This window comes from Dactylosporangium sp. NPDC049140 (assembly GCF_040648435.1).
The window spans coordinates 52,255-71,007 of record NZ_JBEZDS010000019.1 but is presented as its reverse complement, the minus strand read 5'-3'; the positions used below and the strand labels follow the sequence as shown (position 1 = coordinate 71,007).

The window sequence follows — 18,753 nt, the reverse complement described above, 5'->3', positions numbered from 1 at the left end:
GTGAGGACCATGCGAAGTTCGGCCCCTACCTGCTCGAGGTGCACCGTTCGCAGCGCCGCGGGCGGGCCGAAGGGCTCGTGGTCGAGGACGCGGTGCAGTGCGGGACCTGTCGCCCGCGGCCGCAGCCGATACCGATGCCTGAGCTCGACTGAGCTCGGGCGGTACACAATCTGGGGGAAAAGCTGATGTCCGACTTCGATGAGGTGCTGGAGCTCCTGCTCGGCGACCCCGCGTTCAAGGCGCGGCTGGCGGCCGACCCGGCGGGGACCCTGGCCGGCTACCGGCTGACCCCCGATGAGCTGGACATTCTCCAGACCCAGTTCGGGGAGGGCGGCGGGCCGACCCACGTGGAGCAGCGGACCAGCAAGGCGAGCATGTTCGGCGTCTTCTCGTCGATCGGCTCCGGCCTCGGCGACGTGCTGCACGGCCACGGCGCGGGGGTGAGCGGGCACGCCCTCGGCTCGGGCGGCACCGAGATGGGCCAGCGCATGCACGACGTGGTCGAGCAGCAGTACGGCGCCCGCCACGCCGCTGTCGAGCCGGGCGGCCAGGGCGGCGGGCACTCGCTCGGCGACGCGGTGCAGGAAGTGGGCGACGGGCGGCACTCGGTGTCCTCGTCGCACGTCGAGTACCACTCCGAATCGCACAGCTCGGGCACCGTGTACCACGCGAGCACGTACACCAGCGCGACCGGCGGCGCCCCGCACGAGGCCGCGGGCGCGTCCGGCGTGGCGGGTGGCCTGGCCGGCTATCAGGAGGGCGCCTCGGGCGTCGCGGGTGGCGTGGCCGGCGTGGCGGATCACCAGGCGGGCGCCTCGGGCGTCGCCGGTGGCCTGGCCGGGTATCAGCCGGGCGGGTCGGGCGGCGGGTTCGGGGCCGGGCTGTCGGATGTCGGGCAGCAGGCGGGCGCGGGCGGCGCCGGGCTGGGTCCGGCCGGTGGGGGAGTGGGCGGGGGTCTGTCCGATTTTGCGCAGCAAGCCGGACATGCCCAGGTGCCCGGCGCGGCGCCGACCGACGGTTACCACACGCGCGTGGACTGGGACGGCGACGGGCGCTGGGACCAGCACACCTACGTCAACCGCGCCGACGGCGGCGTCGACATCGTGGTCGACACGGACGGTGACGGGCGGGCCGAGTTCGTCGGGCACGACACCGACCGGGACGGCCTGATCAACTCCTCCGAGGTCGACACGAACCGCGACGGCGTCATGGACACGCGCTACGAGGACGTCGACGGCGACGGCTGGCTGGACCGCCGCACGCGCTGAGTGGCACGTTTCCGGGAGCCGGTCGCTCCCGCTGTTCCCTACCGTTCTAGAGGTACCGCATAGCAGCGGTGCAGCGAGAAATCCGGGAGCAGGTTATGAGCGACTTTGACCTCGACTGGGGCATGGAGCACGATCTCCACGTCGACCACGACGGCGGAGTCGAGCATGTCCTGGCCGGCGACCACGGCTACGACGCACACGAGCACCACGACGCATACAACGACGGTCACGAGCACCACGAGTACGCCGGCGACGCCGACCACGACACCGTCGTGGACGCCGACGCCCAGCACGACGACGCGCCGACCCTGGACGAGCAGGACATCGACCTGCCGGACTGGCAGCTGGACACCGACTTCCTGGACGGCCACTACGACCTGGTCGGCGCCGACCCGGACGAGAACGACATGTGGTCGCAGCTGATGAGCGACATGCACGAAGAAGTCAATCCGTACGCCGCGAACTGATCCCGGCCGGCGCGCGCGGTCAGAGCTTGATCGCGCTCGCCGGACCGGAGCTCGCGTAGTACCAGCCCTGGGCGGTGTCGCAGCCCAGCTCCAGCAGCCGCGTCGCCTGTTCGGCGGTCTCGACGCCCTCCGCGGTCACGCTCAGCTTCAGGGTGTGCGCCAGGCCGATGACCGCCGCGATGATCTCCTGGTCGACCGGGTCCGCCCCCTCCGGCGGGCGCAGGCCGGCGACGAACGAGCCGGCCAGCTTGAGGCTGTGCACGGGCAGGTTGCGCAGGTACGCGAAGTTCGAGTAGCCGGTGCCGAAGTCGTCGATCGCGATGCGCGGGCCGAGCGCGGCGAGGGCGTTGAGCGCCTCGATCGGGTCGTCGCCGGTGCTCATGACGGCGCTCTCGGTCAGCTCCAGCTGCAGGCCCTCGGGCGGCAGGCCGGTCTGCTCCAGGATCGCCCGCACGTCGCGCACGATGGTCCGGTCCCGCATCTGGCGTACCGCGAGGTTGACGCTCATGATCGGGGCGCGGTCGCCGGCCGTGCGGCGCCACTCGGCGGCCTGCCGGCAGGCCTCGTGCAGCACCCAGCGGCCCAGCGGCACGATGAGCCCGGTCTCCTCGGCCATGCCGATGAACGCGTCCGGCCCGAGCACGCCGAAGCGCGGGTGCCGCCAGCGCACCAGGGCCTCCACGCCGATGGTCACCCCGTCGCCGAGGCGGACCAGCGGCTGGTACTCCACGAAGAACTCCCGCCGCTCCAGCGCGGCGGGCATGGAGGCGGACAGCTCGTACCGCTTGACCTCGCGCGCGTGCCGCTCGGCGTCGAAGAGCGCGAGGCGGTTGCGGCCGTCGGCCTTGGCCCAGTACAGCGTCGTGTCGGCGGCCTTCATCAGCTCGCCGGTGCTCGTCCCGCGCAGCGGCTGCTCGACCACGCCGATGCTGGCCGAGATGCTGATCTCGTGGCCGCCGACGTGGACCGGGGCCCGCACGGTGTCCAGCGCCTTCTCGGCGACCGCGACCACGTCCCCGATGCCGCCGCACCGCTCCACCAGCACCACGAACTCGTCGCCGCCCATGCGGGCCACGAGCTGCCGCTCGCCGCTGATCGAGCGGGCCAGCCGCCGCGCCACGGTCTGCAGCAGCTGGTCGCCGACGTCGTGGCCGAGCGTGTCGTTGATGACCTTGAAGCCGTCGACGTCGAGGTAGCAGACGCCGACCCGGGCGTCGGCGCCGTCCTCGCCGTCGGCCCCCTCGAGCAGGGCGCCGAGCCGCTCGAAGAACAGCGTGCGGTTGGGCAGCTGGGTCAGCGGGTCGTGCAGGGCCTGGTGGCGCAGGCGCACCTGGAGCAGGTACCGCTCCGTGATGTCCTCGAACATGGCCACGAGCCACCGGGGGCGGCCGTCCTCGTCGCGGATGATCGAGGCGACGAGGTCGGTCCAGACGCGGTGGCCGTCCTTGTGCACGTACGGCTTCTCGATCCGGAACTGGTCGCGGCCGCCCGCGAGCACCTCGTCGAACATGGCCCCGGCGGTGGGCGGGTCCTCGGGCAGCACGAAGTCGTCGAAGGACATCGCACGCAGTTCCTCGGCGGTGTACCCGAGCATGTCGCACAGCGCCTGGTTGACCTCGATCACCTGGCCGTCGATGGTGCTCACGCTCATGCCGATCGCGGCGCCGGCGAAGATCGCCTGGAACCGGGCCTCGCTGACCCGCCGGCCCTCCTCGGCGCGGGCGCGGGCCCACAGCGCCGCGGTGCGGATCTCCTCCTGCTCGTCGAGCACCCGGTCGCGCAGGGCGAGCGCGTAGCCGGACGCGAGCGCGCCCTGGATCTGCGCGACCCGCTTCACCGGGGCGTTGCCGAACTGCTCGGCGAGCACGGCCAGGGTGCGCTCCAGCGTGGTGGGCTCGGTGAAGTGCGCGGCGACAAGCGTCGAGCCGACCTCGCGCACGTCGGTGGGGTCGAAGGTCTCGGCGGTCAGCGCGTGGATGACCCGCGTCGAGAGGCTGGTCAGGAAGTCCTGGACCTCCAGGCCGTTCATCGACACGTAGCTGGTCCCGGCGACGGCCAGCGACCAGGCTCGCGCCATTCGCTCGGCGGCGCGGTGGGGGCGGTCCCACGAAGTCGGCGTGGGGCTGATGGCGGTCATGATCGGCGGCGTTAATCCTTGCGCGCGACGGCCGCGCAGCCGATCGCGTTGCCCTCGGGCGGCGACTCCTCGTCGCCGTCGGGGCGCCACGCGTGGGGCGACACGACGCCGGGATCGAGCACCGTCAGGTCGCCGAAGAGGGCCGCGACCTGCCCGCTGGTGCGCAGGATGAGCGGCGTGGGCGACTTGCGGTACATCTCCCAGGCCTCGACCTCGGCGGGCGTGAGCGGCCGGTCGAGCCCGGCGTGGGAGAGCACGACGTGGCTGCCGGGGACTCCGGCGGCGGCGTACCCGGCGACGATGTCGGCCGGGCGCTGCTCGTCGGGGACGAAGTGCAGCACCGCGACGAGCAGGAAGGCGATCGGGCGGGTGAAGTCCAGCAGGCCCTGGACCTGCGGCTGGCCCAGCACCTCGACCGGCTTGCGCAGGTCGCCGGCGACGACCGCGGTGCCGGGCACGTCGGCGAGGATGGCCCGGCTGTGCGCGACCGCGACCGGGTCGTGGTCGACGTAGACGACGCGCCCGTCGGTGACGCCGGCGTCCTTGAGCACGTCGTGGACGTTGCCGACGGTCGGGATGCCCGAGCCGAGGTCGAGGAACTGCCGCACGCCCTGCGCGGCGAGGTCCCGCACCGCGCGGCGCAGGAAGGAGCGATTGCTGCGGGCGAGCCCGGCGACGGCCGGCATGACCTTGAGGACCTGCTCGGCGAAGGCGCGGTCGGCGGCGAAATTGTGGGAGCCGCCGAGGTAGTAGTCATAGACCCGGGCCACGCTCGGCCGGTCGAGATCGACGTCCGCCGGGGCCCAGCTGGGACGATCCACGGATCAACACTCCTCGACCTCGGCTCGCTGCGCCTGAAGCATACGTGCGGGTGGGCGGCGAGCAAACTCGCCGCCCACCCAGACGACTATCGATCAGGCGATCTTCGTGTAGCGGTCGGCCGGGCCCGGAGCGATGGGGCCGGTGCCCAGGTAGGAGGTCAGGGCGTCGATGTCGAAGCCCGGTGCGGTGACGCGGCCCGTCCCCTTCGCGAGGTTGAGGAAGCCGTCACCGCCGTTGGCCAGGAAGTCGTTCGTGGTCACCTTGTAGGTGGCCGCCGGGTCGAGCGCGACGCCGTTGAGCTTGATGTCGCTGACCTTGGAGCCGGCCGGCGCCGCGGCGCTGTAGGTGTACGTGAAGCCGGCCGAGACCTGCAGCATGCGCTGGACGGTCTGGCCCTGGAAGCCCACGAACTGCTGCTCGAGGACGTCCTTGATCTGCGCGCCGGTGAACGACTGGGTGACGACCAGGTTGTTGAACGGCTGGACGGTGAACGCCTCGCCGTAGGTGACCTGGCCGGGCGCCTCGCCGCCGGGGGAGTTCGCGTACGTCAGCGACGCCCGGATGCCGCCCGGGTTCATGAACGCGATCTGGGCCCCCGCCGAGGCCTTGGTGTAGGCCAGCTGCCCGTCGGCGATGACGTCGCCGAGCGGGGTCTCGCCGGAGGCGGCCTGGGTCGTGGTGATGTCGCCGCTGATGCTGCCGACGACCTTGTTGGCCAGCGGGGCGACGGCGACGCGGTACTTGTCCGCGATCTTCTTCACCTCCGGGTCGACCAGGGCCGGGTTGCGCACCGGGTTGCCGGCGGCGTCCCTCTGGTACGTCCCGTCGGGGTTCTTCACGCCGTTGTCGACGATCACGTTGGTGGCCGACGCGTCGACGAACTTGCGCGTCTTCTTGTCCAGCGTGACCCGGATGTCGGTGACCAGCGTGCCGGCCGTGCCCGCGCTCGTGACAAGCGAGTTGGCGCCCGAGGAGTTGGGCAGCTCGCAGCTGTAGAAGCGGTGGGTGTGGCCGGAGACGACCACGCCGTAGGCCGGGTTGAGCCCCTTGGTGATGTCGGTGATCGGGCCGGCGAAGTTGGCGCAGCCGGACGGGTCCAGCGGCGCGGGCGGGCTGCTCTGCGAGCCGCCCTCGTGCACCACGAGGACCATCGACTTGATGCCGAGCCAGCCCAGGATGGTGGCGTACTTGTTCGCCGTCTCGACCTCGTCGTGGAAGTCGACGTTCTTGATGCCGGCCGGGTTCACGATGCCGGGCGTGCCCTCGAGCGTCATGCCGACGTAGGCGACCGGCACGCCGTCGTAGAAGCGGATGGTGAACGGCAGCAGGATCGGCAGGCCGTTGGACTTCTGGGTGACGTTGGCGGCGAGGTACGGGAACTTCGCCCCGGAGAACCCGTCGCCGTCCTGGCAGCCGTCGGTCGGGTGGCAACCGCCGAACTGCATCCGGTAGAGCTCGGTGACGCCCTCGTCGAACTCGTGGTTGCCCACCGAGGCGAGGTCGAGGCCCATCGCGTTGAGCACCTCGATCGCCGGCTCGTCGTGGAACGCGGCGCTCACCAGCGGCGAGGCGCCGATGTTGTCGCCGGCCGCCACCGTGTCGCTGTACTTGACGCCGGCCTTCTTGGCGTCTTCGCGCAGCTTGGTGAGGTAGGTGGCGAGGTACTCCGAACCGCCGGCGGGGACGCCGTTGATGAGCCCGCCACTGCCGGTCGGCGGGTCGATGTTGCCGTGGAAATCGTTGAAGCCGAGCAGCTGCGCGGTCGTCGTCGGCCCGGTCTTCTGAGCGAACGAGACCTTCGCCGGGGTCAGCGGGGTCCACTGGTCCGACGCCTGCGAACCGCCCGTCTTGGCCAAGGGCAGCAGTGCGACGACCGCGACGGCGAGTGCGGGCACCGCGAGGTGCTGCGCGATCCGCCAGCCGCGGGCGCTTGGCTGGGCCATGATCTCTCCTAGTAGCAGGGAAACATGCGTCGATCGCCATCCTTGTCGATCGCATCGATCGCGCGCGAGCAGGACTTGCCGTCGGATAAACGTCCTACGGGTAAAGGCGAGGGTTCGCCGGAACGGACCGTCCGAACGGGCAGTGCACACTGCGCGACGGTGCGCTATCCGTGGGTATCTAGTACGTTGCCGGGGAAGGTACACCGCGCGTACGGAGGCGGTCACGATGCTGAGGCGGTTCTCGGCCGTGCTGGTCGTCCTCACATCGGCCGCGCTGAGTGGGCTGATCTTTCCCGAACGGGTGGACGCCGCCGCTCCGGACGGCTGGCGCCCGGTCTTCTCCAACTCCTTCGACGACGCGGGCACGCTGCCGACCGGCTGCTCCGCGTACGACGGCGCCCCCGAGGGCGCCCAGGCCAGCTACTTCCGCCCCGAGGCGGTGACGGTCTCCGGCGGCCACCTGAGCCTGGCCCTGCACCGGCGCACCTACGGCGGCAAGCCCTTCGTCACCGGCGAGGTCCGCTGTGTGGGCGCCGCGCAGCAGTTCGGCCGCTACGAGTTCAGGGCCCTCGTGCCGGTCGGCGCGGGCATCGACTCGATGGCCCTGCTGCGCCCGGTCGACCGCGCCGCGGCCCAGCACGGCTCACAATTGGAGATCATGGCGAAGCCCGGCGACGAGCAGGCCGTGGTGAGCAACTCCGACGGCGCGGGCACCACCACGAACGTGCTGACCGGCCCGTTCCGGGACTGGCACACGTACGTCATCGAGTGGGCCCCCTCGGGCTTCAAGATCTTCGTCGACGGCACCCAGCGCTCCCTGGACCCCGCGGTGTCGACCGAGCCGCGCTGGTTCGGCTTCGCCGTGACGACCGGCGACCGGGCGGGCACACCGGGCTCGTCGACCGCGCTGCCGGCCGAGTTCCAGATCGACTACCTGCGCATCTGGTCCTTCGAGCCCACCGACCTGGCCACCCCGGCGCCGGTCACCAAACCGTCCACAAGGGAGGGCGCGATGCCGTCCGGCCCGCCGCCGAACCGGCACTGGTCGCTGTGGCTGGCCGTGTCCGCGGTGGTGACGGCGGCCTTGGCGCTCTTCGCCCTGGTAATCCACAAGACGCGCCCGCACCGCCCGAAGTCCTCGCACCGCGCATAAAGGCCGAGTTGCTTCGTTGTCGGCTATGGCATGCACCACTGATTGCTCAATCGGCGGAACCGGCGGGACCGGACATTCGCCCTGCTCGACGTGCAGGCCCGGCGGCCCGGCCGGCGCTGCGGAACATGCGGCCTGCTCAACGGGCGGGATCGGTGCGACCGCTCAGGCCGGCGCAACGGCAGTTGCAGCCCGCTGCGCGAAGCTCGCATACCCCGCCACCATCGGCCGAGCGTCGTCGGGCCGCCCCAAGGTCCAGGTAAGCCGACATAAACCCCGACAGGCGAAAAATACGAAATGTCCGATCGCGGAGTGTCGGACCATTTCGTCGCACAGCGGATCCGCCCGACGCGAAACGCCCTGTCCAATCCGACCCCGACAGCAAATCATCGGCCGATGAGAATCCTCGTACTCGGTGGCACCGTCTTCCTCGGCCGCGCCGTCGCGCGGCGTGCGCTCGACGCCGGCCACGACGTAGTCTGCGCCGCCCGCGGCGAGTCCGGCTCGCCCGTCGAGGGCGCCGCCTTCGTGCGGGCCGACCGCGACCGCCCCGACGGCCTCGACGCCGTCACGGGCGAGTTCGACGCGGTCGTCGACGTCGGCCGGCACCCGCTGCACGTCCGGCACGCCGTCGCCGCGCTCGCCGGTCGCGTCGGGCACTACACGTTCGTCTCCAGCTGCTCCGCGTACTCGGACGCCGAGACCCCCGGTCAGACCGCCGGCGCCGCGCCGCTGCTCCCCGCCGACTTCGACGCGGACCCCTGGACCGACGCGGAGTCGTACGGGCGGGCCAAGGTCGCCTGCGAGCGCCTCGCGGCGGACGGGTTCGGCGCCGACCGGACGTTCCTGCTGCGGGCCGGGATGATCGTCGGGCCGGAGGACCCGACGTACCGGTTCGAGTACTGGGTGCGCCGGGCGCTGCGCGGCGGGGAGGTGCTCGCTCCGGGCGGGCCGGACGAGGTGGTGCAGCTCGTGGACGTGCGCGACCTCGCCGAGTGGATCGTGGACGCGGCCGGCGCCGGGCTCGCGGGCGCGTTCGACGGGATCGGCGCGCCGATGAGCCGGGCGGCGTTCCATGCCGGCTTCGCCGGAGGCGCTGGTGTACCGCAGCAGCTCACCTGGGTCGACCAGGACTTCCTGCTCGAACGCGAGGTCGCCCCGTGGGCCGGGCCGCGCTCGCTGCCCTTCTGGCTGCCCCTGCCGGAGTACGCGGGGTTCCTCAGCCGGGACGTCACCCCGTCCCTCGCCGCCGGCCTGCGCACCCGGCCGCTGGACGAGACCGTCCGGGACACCGTCGCCGCAATTCGTGACACACCCCACATCGATGCGAAGAACGGACTGGGTATCGAAGAAGAGGCGCAGTTGTTGCGGGAATGGCACGAGCGGTAAGCATCAGGTCGCCCGCCGGTGGGAAAACGCTGTCGTGTGCCCGACCCTTGCCGATAACCAACCGTGCCCGAGCAGCGTCCGCCGTCCCCCGCGCGGGCGTTCCCAGGGAACTCACAGCGAATTCAGGCGTCTGACGGGCAGGTAGAGCACGTATCACTTGTTGCAACCGAAGCGAACCGGAGCAGTCTCCCGAGCGTCTAGGTAAGTGGTGCAACTCTCAGGGGTCGTCACCGAATCGCCCCTGAGGGCGGAATTCGGAAGGCGCTTTGACTGTTGTGTAGGGGGCATACCCGGGGGGCACCCGTTTTAGCAGGGTGGAACGGGGAAGGCGAAGGATGGAGCGGGGAGGGGCCCGAAGGTGGAGAACGTGAAAGTGGAGATGCGAACCGACACAGGCGCCGAGGAGCGTGACCTGGTCGGCGTGTACCTGCATGAGATCTCCCGCACGCCGCTGCTCGACGCCGCTTCTGAGGTCGAGCTGTCCAAGGCGGTCGAGGCTGGGCTCTACGCCGAGCACCTACTCGACAGCGACGAGATCCCCGACGGCGTGACGGCCGCGGAGCTGCACCGCCTCGTGGCGGACGGCGAGCGGGCGAAGGACCGGTTCATCCGGGCCAACCTGCGTCTCGTGGTGTCGATCGCGCGGCGTTACGTGCGGTCCGGCATGCCGATGCTCGACCTGATCCAGGAGGGCAACACCGGCCTCGTGCGGGCCGTCGAGAAGTTCGACTACGTGCGTGGATACAAGTTCTCGACATATGCGACGTGGTGGATCCGCCAGGCGATCAGCCGGGCGATCGCGCAGCAGGAGCGCACGGTCCGGCTCCCGGTGCACCTCGTCGAGGACGTCAACCGCATGCGCAACGTCGCGCGGCAGCTCACCCGTGAGCTGGGCAACGACCCGGAGCCGGAGCAGCTGGCCACCGCGCTCGGGGTGCCCGTCGAGCGGGTGCACGAGCTCATGCGCTGGTCGCAGGACACCGTGTCGCTCGACACCCCCGTGGGTGACGACGGCGACACCAACCTGGGCGACCTGGTCGCGGACTCCGACGCCCCGTCGCCGGAGGATGTGGTCCTGGCCGCGCTGGAGCGGCAGCGGATCGAGGGCCTGCTCAACCACCTCGACGACCGTTCGGCCGGCATCATGCGGGCCCGCTACGGCCTCGAGGACGGCCGCGAGCACTCGCTGACCGAGGTCGCTTCGCGGTTCTCGCTGTCCCGCGAGCGCATCCGCCAGCTGGAGATCCAGGCGCTCGGCCGGCTGCGCGAGCTGGCCCGGGCCGAGGGGCTCCAGGCCGCCTAGCCAACCGACAGGCCGCCTAGCCAACCGACAGGCCGCCTAGCCAACCGACAGGCCGCCTAGCCAACCGACAGGCCGGCCAGCCAACGGCGAGCCACCTAGCCAAGACAACCCAACTCAAGACGGCGAAAGGCCTCGGGTCGATAGACCCGGGGCCTTTGCCTGCTCCTAGTACGGGTTGCCGCACACCTTCCACGCCCCGCTCTCCTTGAGCATCTCGAACGTGTGCTTGGACTTGCCGCTGCTCTTGTACGTCACGCTGGCGCCGATCGACGCCGTCTCGGTGCCGTTGACGTTGCTGTAGGAGCCGCCCCAGTCCAGGTCGTGCCCGGTGACCGGGTCCTTCTTGACGTACGTGTCGAAGGCCTCCGGCCCGTACTGCCGCTGCGCCGAGGCGCACAGCATGTCGTAGGCGGCCTGCGTCCTACCCGACTCGAGGGCGGTCAGGAAGTCCCCGGCCGCGGCCTTGGGCGCCTTGGTGGCGCTGTTGACGATGAAGTACAGCCCGGCCGCGCCGCCGCCGCAGCACAGCAGGAAGGCGCCGATCGCGCTGAAGATAACGATCTTCCAGGTTTTGCTCACGCGCGCCAGCGTAGGAACGCCGGGCCCGCCGAGATGTAAACCACCCGACGCGGATCATGGCCGATGGGCGACCACGAAGAGGCGCGGGAAGGGCAGGATCGTGCCGAACGGCTCGCGCGGGTACAGCCGCCGCAGTTCGGTCCGGATGTCCGCACTGAACTCCTCGAGGTCCTCGCCCGACAGTGCGTCGAGGTAGGGGCGCAGCCCGGTGCCCTTGAACCACTCGAACACGGGGTCGTCGCCCGGCAGCACGTGGTAGTAGGTCGTCTCCCACGCGTCGACGGTGAGCCCGGCCGCGGAGAGCAGCCGCACGTACTCGGCCGCGTGGAGCACCGGTGTCGCCGAGCGCGGCCCGGTCGCCCCCAGCGCGCCCGCGAGCCCGGGCGCCCACCGCTCCCGGGCGGCCACGCCGGCCAGGCCCGGGTCGAAGCCGGGGCTCGGCACCTGGAACGCGAGGGTGCCGCCGTCGTCCAGCGCGGCCGCCCAGCGCGGCAGTAGCGTCTCGTGGTCGTCGACCCACTGCAGCGAGGCGTTGGCCACGATGACGTCGAGGGAGCCGCGCTGGGGCCGCCACTCGGCCGCGTCGGCGAGCTGGAAGGTCAGCTGGGCGGTGCGGCGCTCATCGGCGGCCGTGATCATCGACGGCGAGGAGTCCAGGCCCAGGACCGCCGCGTCGGGCCAGCGCTGGGCGAGCGTCGCGGTCATCGTGCCGGGGCCGCAGCCCACGTCGACGACGGCGACCGCGGAGGTCGTCGGGATGCGGGCGACGAGCTCGCGGAACGGCCGGGCGCGCTCCTCGGCGAAGCGCTCGTACTGCTGAGGGTCCCAGGAAGCCATGGTGCCAATGATGAAGGGCCGCCCTTCGAAAAGAGCGGCCCTTCGAGAAGCGGCGTTACTTGACGCGGCCGTACCCGTAGATGCTGTCGACGCTTACCGATGCATACCGCACGACGTCACCGGTGTGCGGCGCGTGGATGATCGTGTCGTTGCCGACGTAGATGCCGACGTGGCCGAGGCCGTTGTAGAAGACGAGGTCGCCCGGGGCCAGCGCGCTGCGCGGGATGTGGGCCACCTTGCTCCACTGGCTGGCGGCGTTGTGTGGCAGGCTCACGCCCGCGGCCGCCCATGCGGCCATCGTCAGGCCGGAGCAGTCGAACGAGTTCGGACCGGCGGCGCCGTACACGTAGGGCTTGCCGAGCTTGCTCTTGGCGTAGTTCACTGCGGTGCCGGCGTTGCCGGAGACGGCCGGCAGGGTGCCCGGGTTGTAGTTCGCCCCGGTGACCTTGGTGCTGCCGGCGTTCTTGGCCTTCTTCTGCAGGTCTTCGAGCTTCTTGACATCGCCCTCGATCTGCTTGCGCTGGTTCTCGAAGTCGGCCTTCTGCGTGTTCTGGGTCGCGATCGTCTGGTCCAGGGTGGTCTTGGCCGCCCGGTACTCCTCGATGCTCTTCTGCTGCTGATGCGTGATCTGCTGCAGCATCGACATCTGGTCGATCAGTGAGCCCGACGACGTCGCGTTCAGCATGGCGTTGAGGTTGCGCAGCTTGCCGTTGCTCTTGAACGCCTCGATCGCGATCGCCTGAACGCCGTCGTTGGCCGCGGCCACGTGCTTCTCGAGGTCGGCGGCCTTCGCCTGCGAGTCGGCGATGTCGATGTTGAGCTTGTTCCACGACTCGATCGTGGCCTCGAGGTCCTTGTTCTGCTTGTCGAGCTGGGCCTCGATCTCGGCCAGCGTCGGGTCGGCGTGCGCGACCGTGGCGGGTGCGAGCACGGCGAGTGACAGGAACCCGATCAGCAGGGTCCGCAGCACCGACCGGCGGGCACGATGTCCAGTGGACAAGGGAGGGTAGACCCTTCTGCACCAACCGCCTACCGGGTTAGCTGACGGGTTCGGGCGGGAAGAGAAGCGCCCTACCGCAGCGTCGCGGATTCACCCCGAATTGCGTGGGTCCCCGGTTCGACGCGCGCGCCCGGAGGCGGGTGCGCGCGGGTTCGATTCGGCGGCGCTTGCCCGGCGCCATCCGGGGTGGACGGCGGACTGCCGAGCAGGCCAGGGCCTAACTTAACGTGATCACCCCTCGGGCGGAAGGCGTGCGCCCCCCTCGATATCTAATAACCTAAAAGTCCGGATTACTGCCGGTTCATCGGCGGTACCACACCGTGACTTTGGTGCCGGACGGTTACGAATTCGGGACTTGATTCCTCCTCTGGAGCGGGTTAAATACACGTAACTTCTTACACCGCCGGTGCAAATAGTTCGGGGGTCCGCAACGTGCTACGGGTCCAGAACCTCGAGGTCGTCTACGACGATGTGATGCTGGTGTTACGGGGCGTGAGCCTCGACGTCCCGGAGGGTCGGATCGTCGCCCTCCTCGGCGCGAACGGCGCCGGCAAGACCACGCTGTTGCGGGCTCTGTCCGGGCTGCTCGGCGTGCACGACGGGGCCGTCACCCGCGGCAGCGTCACCCTCGGCGAGAGGCCCATCCACCGCCTGCGCCCGGCCGCCATCGTCCGGCGCGGGATCAGCCAGGTCATGGAGGGCCGGCGCACCTTCGCCGAGCTCACCGTCGAGGAGAACCTGCGGCTGGGAGCCCACACCCGCCGCCGCGGCGCGGCCGAGGTGATGGAGCGCATGTACACGCTCTTCCCTGTGCTCAAGGAGCGGCGCGGCGCCGTCGCCGGGTACCTCTCCGGCGGCGAGCAGCAGATGCTCGCGATGGGCCGGGCGCTCATGTCCGACCCGGCCTACCTGCTGCTGGACGAGCCGAGCCTGGGCCTGGCCCCGCGCCTGGTCGAGCAGGTGCGCGACCTGATCGTGGAGATCAACCGGGCCGGCACCGCCGTGCTGCTGGTCGAGCAGAACGCGACAATGGCGCTGTCCGTGGCCGAGCACGGCTACGTGCTGGAGAACGGCAAGGTCGTGCTCGACAAGCCGGCCGCGGAGCTGCTCGCCGACGACGACATCCGCGAGTTCTACCTCGGCTCGCACGCGGCCCACTCGTTCCGCGACGTCAAGCACTACAAGCGCCGCAAGCGGTGGCTGTCATGAGCGGTCCGGAGCGGAGCGGAGGGGCCGCTCATCATGAAGCTCAGCTCTCGTCATGCCGTTGCCGTTCCCTATGCGAGGCGGAGGTGACGGCATGAGCGACGTGCTGACGTTCCGTGACGTGCGGCTGAGCTTCGCCGGGGTCAAGGCCATCAACGGGGTCGACTTCACCGTCGGCGCCGACGAGCTCTTCGCCGTGATCGGCCCCAACGGCGCCGGGAAGACGTCCATCTTCAACGTGATCTCCGGGGTGTACCGCCCGCAGGAGGGCCGGGTCCTGCTCGGCGACACCGACATCACCGGCGCGCGCCCGGACCGGGTGGCCCGGCTCGGCGTCGCCCGCACGTTTCAGAACGTCGAGCTGTTCCGCCAGCTCACGGTCGTGGAGAACCTGATGCTCGGCCGGCACCACCACATGCGCTACGGCACCCTGGCCGCCATCGCCTGGCTCGGCCGGGCCCGCCGCGAGGAGCTGGCCAACCGGGCCCGGGTCGAGGAGATCGTCGACTTCCTCGAGCTCGCCCAGTGGCGCCGGATGCCGGTCGGGCTGCTGCCCTACGGCGTGCAGAAGCGGGTGGAGCTCGGCCGGGCCCTGGCCATGGAGCCGCGGCTGCTGCTGCTGGACGAGCCGGTGGCCGGGATGAACCTCGAGGAGACCGAGGACATGGCCCGGTACATCCTCGACATCCGCGACGAGCTGGGCATCCCGATGATCCTCGTCGAGCACGACATGGGCCTGGTCATGGACCTCGCCGACCGGGTGCTGGTGGTCGACTTCGGCGTGCCGGTCGCGTGCGGCACCCCGAAAGAGGTCCAGCAGAACCCGGACGTGATCCGGGCGTACCTGGGGGAGACGAAATGACGATCGCCACCCTCGTGCGCGACCGGGCCGGCCGGACCCCGGACGCGGTCGCCCTGCGGGAGAAGCACCGCGGGATCTGGCGCGAGATCACCTGGCGGCAGTACTGGGACGCGGCGCAGTCGGTCGCGCACGCGCTGCGCGGGCTCGGCGTCGGCCCCGGCGACCGCGTCGCGATCCTGGCCGAGAACCGGCCCGAGTGGCTATACGCCGACGTGGCCACGGTGGCGCTGCGGGCCGCGACCGTCGGGCTCTACCCGACCAGCCCGGCCGCCGACGTCGGCTACCTGCTGGCCCACAGCGGCGCGAAGGTGCTGATCGCCGAGGACCAGGAGCAGGTGGACAAGGCCCTGGCGGTGCTGGCGGAGTGCCCGCAGCTGCAGCGGATCGTGTACCTCGACCCGAAGGGCATCCGCAACCGGTACCAGAACGACCGCCTGCTGTCGTGGGACGACATGCTGGCCGACGGGCCGGCCCCGCCCCTGGAGCTCGCGGCCGAGCCCGGCGACCTGGCGACGCTCGTCTACACCTCGGGCACGACCGGGCGGCCCAAGGGCGCGATGCTCACGGTGTCCAATGTGGACTTCGCGGTGGACGTGCTGCGGGGCGACGGCGGCCTCACCGACCCGCCGCCCGGCCCGCGCGACCTGCTGCTGTCGTACCTGCCGCTGTGTCACGTCGCCGAGCGCGTCTTCACCGTGTGGCTGGGCGCGGCCACGGGGGTGGTCGTGCACTTCGGCGAGTCGATCGCGACGGTGCAGGCGGACCTGCGTGAGGTACAGCCGACGATCCTCTTCGGCGTCCCGCGCATCTGGGAGAAGATGCTGGCCGGCGTCACCACGCGCATCGCCGGCGCCACGCGGATCAAACGCGCCAACGCCCGGCTGTGGCTGCGGGTCGCCGACGGCATCGGGGCCACCCTCGCGGCCAACGGCGGGCGGCACACCGCCGGCAGCCGGCTGCGCTACGCGCTGGGCTGGCTGTGCTGCTACCGCGCGCTGCGGGAGCGGATAGGGCTGCGGCAGATTCGGTACGCGGCCAGCGGCGCCGCCCCGGTCGCGCCCGAGGTGCTGCGGTTCTTCATGGGCATCGGGGTGCCGATGCACGAGGTGTACGGCATGACGGAGAACGCCGCCATCGCCACCGCGAACCGGCCGGGCCGCATCCGCCTCGGCACCGTCGGCGAGCCCCAGCGCGGCGTCGAGGTGCGCATCGCGGACGACGGCGAGATCCAGACCCGGCACGCGGGCACCTTCGCGGGGTACTTCGCGGACGCGCCCGCCACCGCCGCCGCCCTGACCCCGGACGGCTGGCTGCGCACCGGCGACATCGGCGTGCTCGACGGCACGTACCTGAGCGTGACCGACCGGGCCAAGGACATCATCATCACCGCGGGCGGCAAGAACGTCGCCCCCAGCGAGATCGAGAACGCGCTCAAGGCCTCCCCGTACATCAAGGAGGCCGTCGTCGTCGGCGACCGGCGCGCGTACCTCACCGCCCTGGTCGGCATCGAGCTCGAGACCGTCGGCGAGTGGGCCCAGCGGCAGGGCCTGGCCTACACCACCTATCGCGACCTGTCCGCCAAGGCGGAGGTGCTGGCCCTCGTGCGCGGCATCGTCGACGGGGTCAACGCCGGCCGCGCGCCGGTGGAGCAGCTCAAGCAGTTCCGGATGCTGCCCAAGGAGCTCGACCACGAGACCGGAGAACTGACCGCGACGCAGAAGGTGCGCCGCGCCGCGGTCGCCGAGGCCTTCCGCGCCGAGGTCGACGAGATGTACCGGAGCGACGAGATGTACCGGAGTCCCGCGTGAAGGATCTGCTCGAGAGCGTGCTGCGGGGCGTCGGCACCGGCAGCGTGTACGCGCTGCTGGGCCTCGGCTTCGTGATCATCTACAAGGCGACGCGGGTGATCTCCTTCGCCCAGCCGTCGTTCATGCTGGCCGGGGCGGTGCTGGTGACGTACCTCGTCGGCCCGCTCGGCTTCTTCCTCGCCCTGCTCGCCGCGGCCGCGCTCACCGGCGGCCTCGCCCTCGGGGTCGAGCGGCTCGCGGTGCGCCCGATGATCGGCCGGCCGGTGTTCACCGTCGCCATCATCACGCTCGGTATCGACGTCGCCGTGCGGGTCGCCGACAACGCCTTCATCGGCCTCGACGTGCGCCACGTCGGCGACCCGTGGGGGCTGAAGGTGTTCAAGCTGCCGGGCGGGATCGTCGTCGAGCAGCGGCACGTGGCGATGGTGCTCACGACCGCCGTGCTCATCGCGGGGCTGTTCGCCTTCTTCCGGTACACCCGAACCGGTCTGGCGATGCGGGCCGCCGCCTACGACCAGGAGGCCGCGCTCGCCCAGGGGGTCAGCGTCGGGTCGGTCTTCGCGATGTCGTGGGCGCTGGCCGGGGCCCTCGCGGCCGTGGCCGGCACCTTCGCCGCGGTCGGCGGCAGCGTCAGCGAGTCGCTGTGGCTGGTCGCGCTGACCGCGCTGCCGGTGATCATCCTCGGCGGGCTCGACTCGCTGCCCGGCGCGGTCATCGGCGGGGTGGTGGTCGGGGTGGTGCAGGAGGTCACCGCGACCTATCAGGGCCACCTGCCGTGGCTCGGCGGCAACTTCTCGGTCGTCACGCCCTACGTCGTAATGCTGCTCGTCCTGCTGGTCCGCCCGTACGGGCTGTTCGGCACCCGGGAGGTCACGCGCGTATGAGAAAGCGTCCCCTGCTGCACACCGCCTACGCCCAGGACTTCGCCCTGTTCGGCAGCTCCGTGCAGCGCACCTTCGTCGTCGTGGGCCTGCTGCTCGTGCTGGCCCTGCCGTTCCTGATCCAGGACGACATGCTGCAGCTGCTCGCCCTCGCCTGCGTGACGGCGCTCGGCGCGCTCGGCCTCAACATCGTCACCGGCCTGGCCGGCCAGGTGTCGCTCGGCCACGCGTTCTTCCTGGCCATCGGGGCCTACACGGCGGCCGCCATCGCCGGCGACCCCGAGGCGCGCACCATCGGTCTCGGCGTCACCGAGATCCTGGTGTGGCTGCCCGCGGCCGGCCTGGTCGCGGCGCTGGCCGGGATGCTCGTCGCGCCGCTGGCCACCCGGCTGCGCGGGCTCTACCTCGCCGTGGTCACCCTCGGGCTGGTCTTCATCGGCGGGCACGTCATCAACGGCTGGTCCGAGCTGACGGGCGGGCCCGGCGTGGGCCGCCAGCCGCCGGCGCCGTCGCTGCTGGGCTACGACCTCAACACGTCGGACGCCTTCCTGACCAGGGACCAGAAGTTGTACCTGCTGATGCTGGTCCTGCTGCTGCTCGGCGCGCTGGCCGCCCGCAACCTGGCGCGCTCCCGGGTGGGCCGGGCCCTCACCGCCATCCGCGACCGCGACATCGCGGCCGGGGTGATCGGGGTGAACCTGGCCCGCTACAAGACGGTCGCCTTCGGGGTCTCGTCGTTCTACGCCGGCTGCGCCGGTGCGCTGCTCTACGTCGGGGCCGGCTACTTCGACCCGACCTCCTTCGACCTGCTGCTGTCGGTGCAGTTCATCGCCATGGTCCTCATCGGTGGCGCCGGGACCGTCAGCGGCGCGGTCCTGGGCGCCTTCCTCATCACGCTGCTGCCGCGGCTGACCCGGGAGCTCCCGTCGCTCCTGCCGTTCATCAGCTCGTCCCCGGCGGAGTCGCCCAATGCCTACCAGCTCGAGACCGTGCTCTACGGAGTGCTGATCATCGTGTTCCTGATCTTCGAGCCACGGGGGCTGTTCGGCATCTGGATACGGCTTCGCAACTACTGGAAAGCCTGGCCCTTCTCGTACTAAG

16 protein-coding genes and 1 riboswitch are annotated in these 18,753 nt (G+C 71.0%); of the genes, 10 read left to right on the top strand and 6 right to left on the bottom strand.

Annotation, left to right across the window (positions count from 1 at the left end; translation table 11 throughout):
* Nucleotides 1-185 precede the first annotated feature (185 nt).
* On the top strand, nucleotides 186-1,268 hold the full coding sequence (locus tag AB0B76_RS28250; protein WP_360381164.1) for a hypothetical protein: 1,083 nt from the start codon (nucleotides 186-188) through the stop codon (nucleotides 1,266-1,268).
* 95 nt (nucleotides 1,269-1,363) lie between these two features.
* Nucleotides 1,364-1,735, top strand: a complete 372-nt coding sequence (locus tag AB0B76_RS28245; protein ID WP_360381161.1) for a hypothetical protein — start codon at nucleotides 1,364-1,366, stop codon at nucleotides 1,733-1,735.
* A 19-nt stretch (nucleotides 1,736-1,754) separates the two neighbouring features.
* Here the strand turns inward: AB0B76_RS28245 and AB0B76_RS28240 are convergent, their stop codons facing one another.
* From AB0B76_RS28240 to AB0B76_RS28230, 3 genes are all read right to left on the bottom strand, one after another.
* The gene (locus AB0B76_RS28240) at nucleotides 1,755-3,872 is read right to left on the bottom strand and encodes an EAL domain-containing protein (protein WP_360381158.1); all 2,118 of its coding nucleotides are present in this window, start codon (nucleotides 3,870-3,872) and stop codon (nucleotides 1,755-1,757) included.
* A gap of 11 nt (nucleotides 3,873-3,883) precedes the next feature.
* The gene (locus AB0B76_RS28235) at nucleotides 3,884-4,693 is read right to left on the bottom strand and encodes an SAM-dependent methyltransferase (protein ID WP_360381155.1); all 810 of its coding nucleotides are present in this window, start codon (nucleotides 4,691-4,693) and stop codon (nucleotides 3,884-3,886) included.
* Nucleotides 4,694-4,786: 93 nt separating this feature from the next.
* Complete coding sequence (locus tag AB0B76_RS28230; RefSeq protein WP_360381153.1) at nucleotides 4,787-6,637, bottom strand: 5'-nucleotidase C-terminal domain-containing protein; 1,851 nt, start codon at nucleotides 6,635-6,637, stop codon at nucleotides 4,787-4,789.
* Nucleotides 6,638-6,863: 226 nt separating this feature from the next.
* On the opposite strand from AB0B76_RS28230, the gene AB0B76_RS28225 reads away from it, so the two are divergent.
* The 3 genes from AB0B76_RS28225 (at nucleotide 6,864) to AB0B76_RS28215 (ending at nucleotide 10,479) form a co-directional block, all read left to right on the top strand.
* Nucleotides 6,864-7,790, top strand: a complete 927-nt coding sequence (locus AB0B76_RS28225; RefSeq protein ID WP_360381150.1) for a glycoside hydrolase family 16 protein — start codon at nucleotides 6,864-6,866, stop codon at nucleotides 7,788-7,790.
* A gap of 393 nt (nucleotides 7,791-8,183) precedes the next feature.
* Nucleotides 8,184-9,176 (top strand): NAD-dependent epimerase/dehydratase family protein, encoded by a 993-nt coding sequence (locus tag AB0B76_RS28220; protein ID WP_360381148.1) that lies wholly within the window; start codon nucleotides 8,184-8,186, stop codon nucleotides 9,174-9,176.
* A 379-nt stretch (nucleotides 9,177-9,555) separates the two neighbouring features.
* Nucleotides 9,556-10,479 carry a sigma-70 family RNA polymerase sigma factor gene (locus AB0B76_RS28215; RefSeq protein WP_360381145.1) on the top strand — a complete coding sequence of 308 codons (924 nt, stop codon included), beginning with the start codon at nucleotides 9,556-9,558 and terminating at the stop codon, nucleotides 10,477-10,479.
* Between the two features lie 165 nt (nucleotides 10,480-10,644).
* Here AB0B76_RS28215 and AB0B76_RS28210 read toward each other — a convergent pair whose 3' ends face one another.
* Genes AB0B76_RS28210 through AB0B76_RS28200 form a run of 3 tightly spaced genes read right to left on the bottom strand, consistent with a single transcriptional unit; the run spans nucleotide 10,645 to nucleotide 12,865 of the window.
* Nucleotides 10,645-11,058, bottom strand: a complete 414-nt coding sequence (locus AB0B76_RS28210) for a hypothetical protein (RefSeq protein ID WP_360381142.1) — start codon at nucleotides 11,056-11,058, stop codon at nucleotides 10,645-10,647.
* A 54-nt stretch (nucleotides 11,059-11,112) separates the two neighbouring features.
* Nucleotides 11,113-11,895 (bottom strand): methyltransferase domain-containing protein, encoded by a 783-nt coding sequence (locus AB0B76_RS28205; RefSeq protein ID WP_360381140.1) that lies wholly within the window; start codon nucleotides 11,893-11,895, stop codon nucleotides 11,113-11,115.
* Between the two features lie 55 nt (nucleotides 11,896-11,950).
* The gene (locus AB0B76_RS28200; RefSeq protein WP_360381138.1) at nucleotides 11,951-12,865 is read right to left on the bottom strand and encodes an NlpC/P60 family protein; all 915 of its coding nucleotides are present in this window, start codon (nucleotides 12,863-12,865) and stop codon (nucleotides 11,951-11,953) included.
* Between the two features lie 41 nt (nucleotides 12,866-12,906).
* Nucleotides 12,907-13,068, bottom strand: a riboswitch (cyclic di-AMP (ydaO/yuaA leader).
* A gap of 301 nt (nucleotides 13,069-13,369) precedes the next feature.
* On the opposite strand from AB0B76_RS28200, the gene AB0B76_RS28195 reads away from it, so the two are divergent.
* From AB0B76_RS28195 to AB0B76_RS28175, 5 genes are all read left to right on the top strand, one after another.
* The gene (locus tag AB0B76_RS28195) at nucleotides 13,370-14,104 is read left to right on the top strand and encodes an ABC transporter ATP-binding protein (RefSeq protein ID WP_360381384.1); all 735 of its coding nucleotides are present in this window, start codon (nucleotides 13,370-13,372) and stop codon (nucleotides 14,102-14,104) included.
* 91 nt (nucleotides 14,105-14,195) lie between these two features.
* Nucleotides 14,196-14,963 (top strand): ABC transporter ATP-binding protein, encoded by a 768-nt coding sequence (locus tag AB0B76_RS28190; RefSeq protein ID WP_360381135.1) that lies wholly within the window; start codon nucleotides 14,196-14,198, stop codon nucleotides 14,961-14,963.
* Nucleotides 14,960-16,771: an AMP-binding protein gene (locus AB0B76_RS28185; RefSeq protein WP_360381133.1), complete on the top strand. Its 1,812-nt coding sequence runs from the start codon at nucleotides 14,960-14,962 to the stop codon at nucleotides 16,769-16,771. The genes AB0B76_RS28190 and AB0B76_RS28185 overlap by 4 nt, the downstream gene beginning before the upstream one ends.
* The gene (locus AB0B76_RS28180) at nucleotides 16,768-17,655 is read left to right on the top strand and encodes a branched-chain amino acid ABC transporter permease (RefSeq protein ID WP_360381130.1); all 888 of its coding nucleotides are present in this window, start codon (nucleotides 16,768-16,770) and stop codon (nucleotides 17,653-17,655) included. The genes AB0B76_RS28185 and AB0B76_RS28180 overlap by 4 nt, the downstream gene beginning before the upstream one ends.
* Nucleotides 17,652-18,752 carry a branched-chain amino acid ABC transporter permease gene (locus tag AB0B76_RS28175; protein WP_360381127.1) on the top strand — a complete coding sequence of 367 codons (1,101 nt, stop codon included), beginning with the start codon at nucleotides 17,652-17,654 and terminating at the stop codon, nucleotides 18,750-18,752. Before AB0B76_RS28180 ends, AB0B76_RS28175 begins: the two co-directional genes overlap by 4 nt.
* Nucleotide 18,753: the final 1 nt, after the last annotated feature.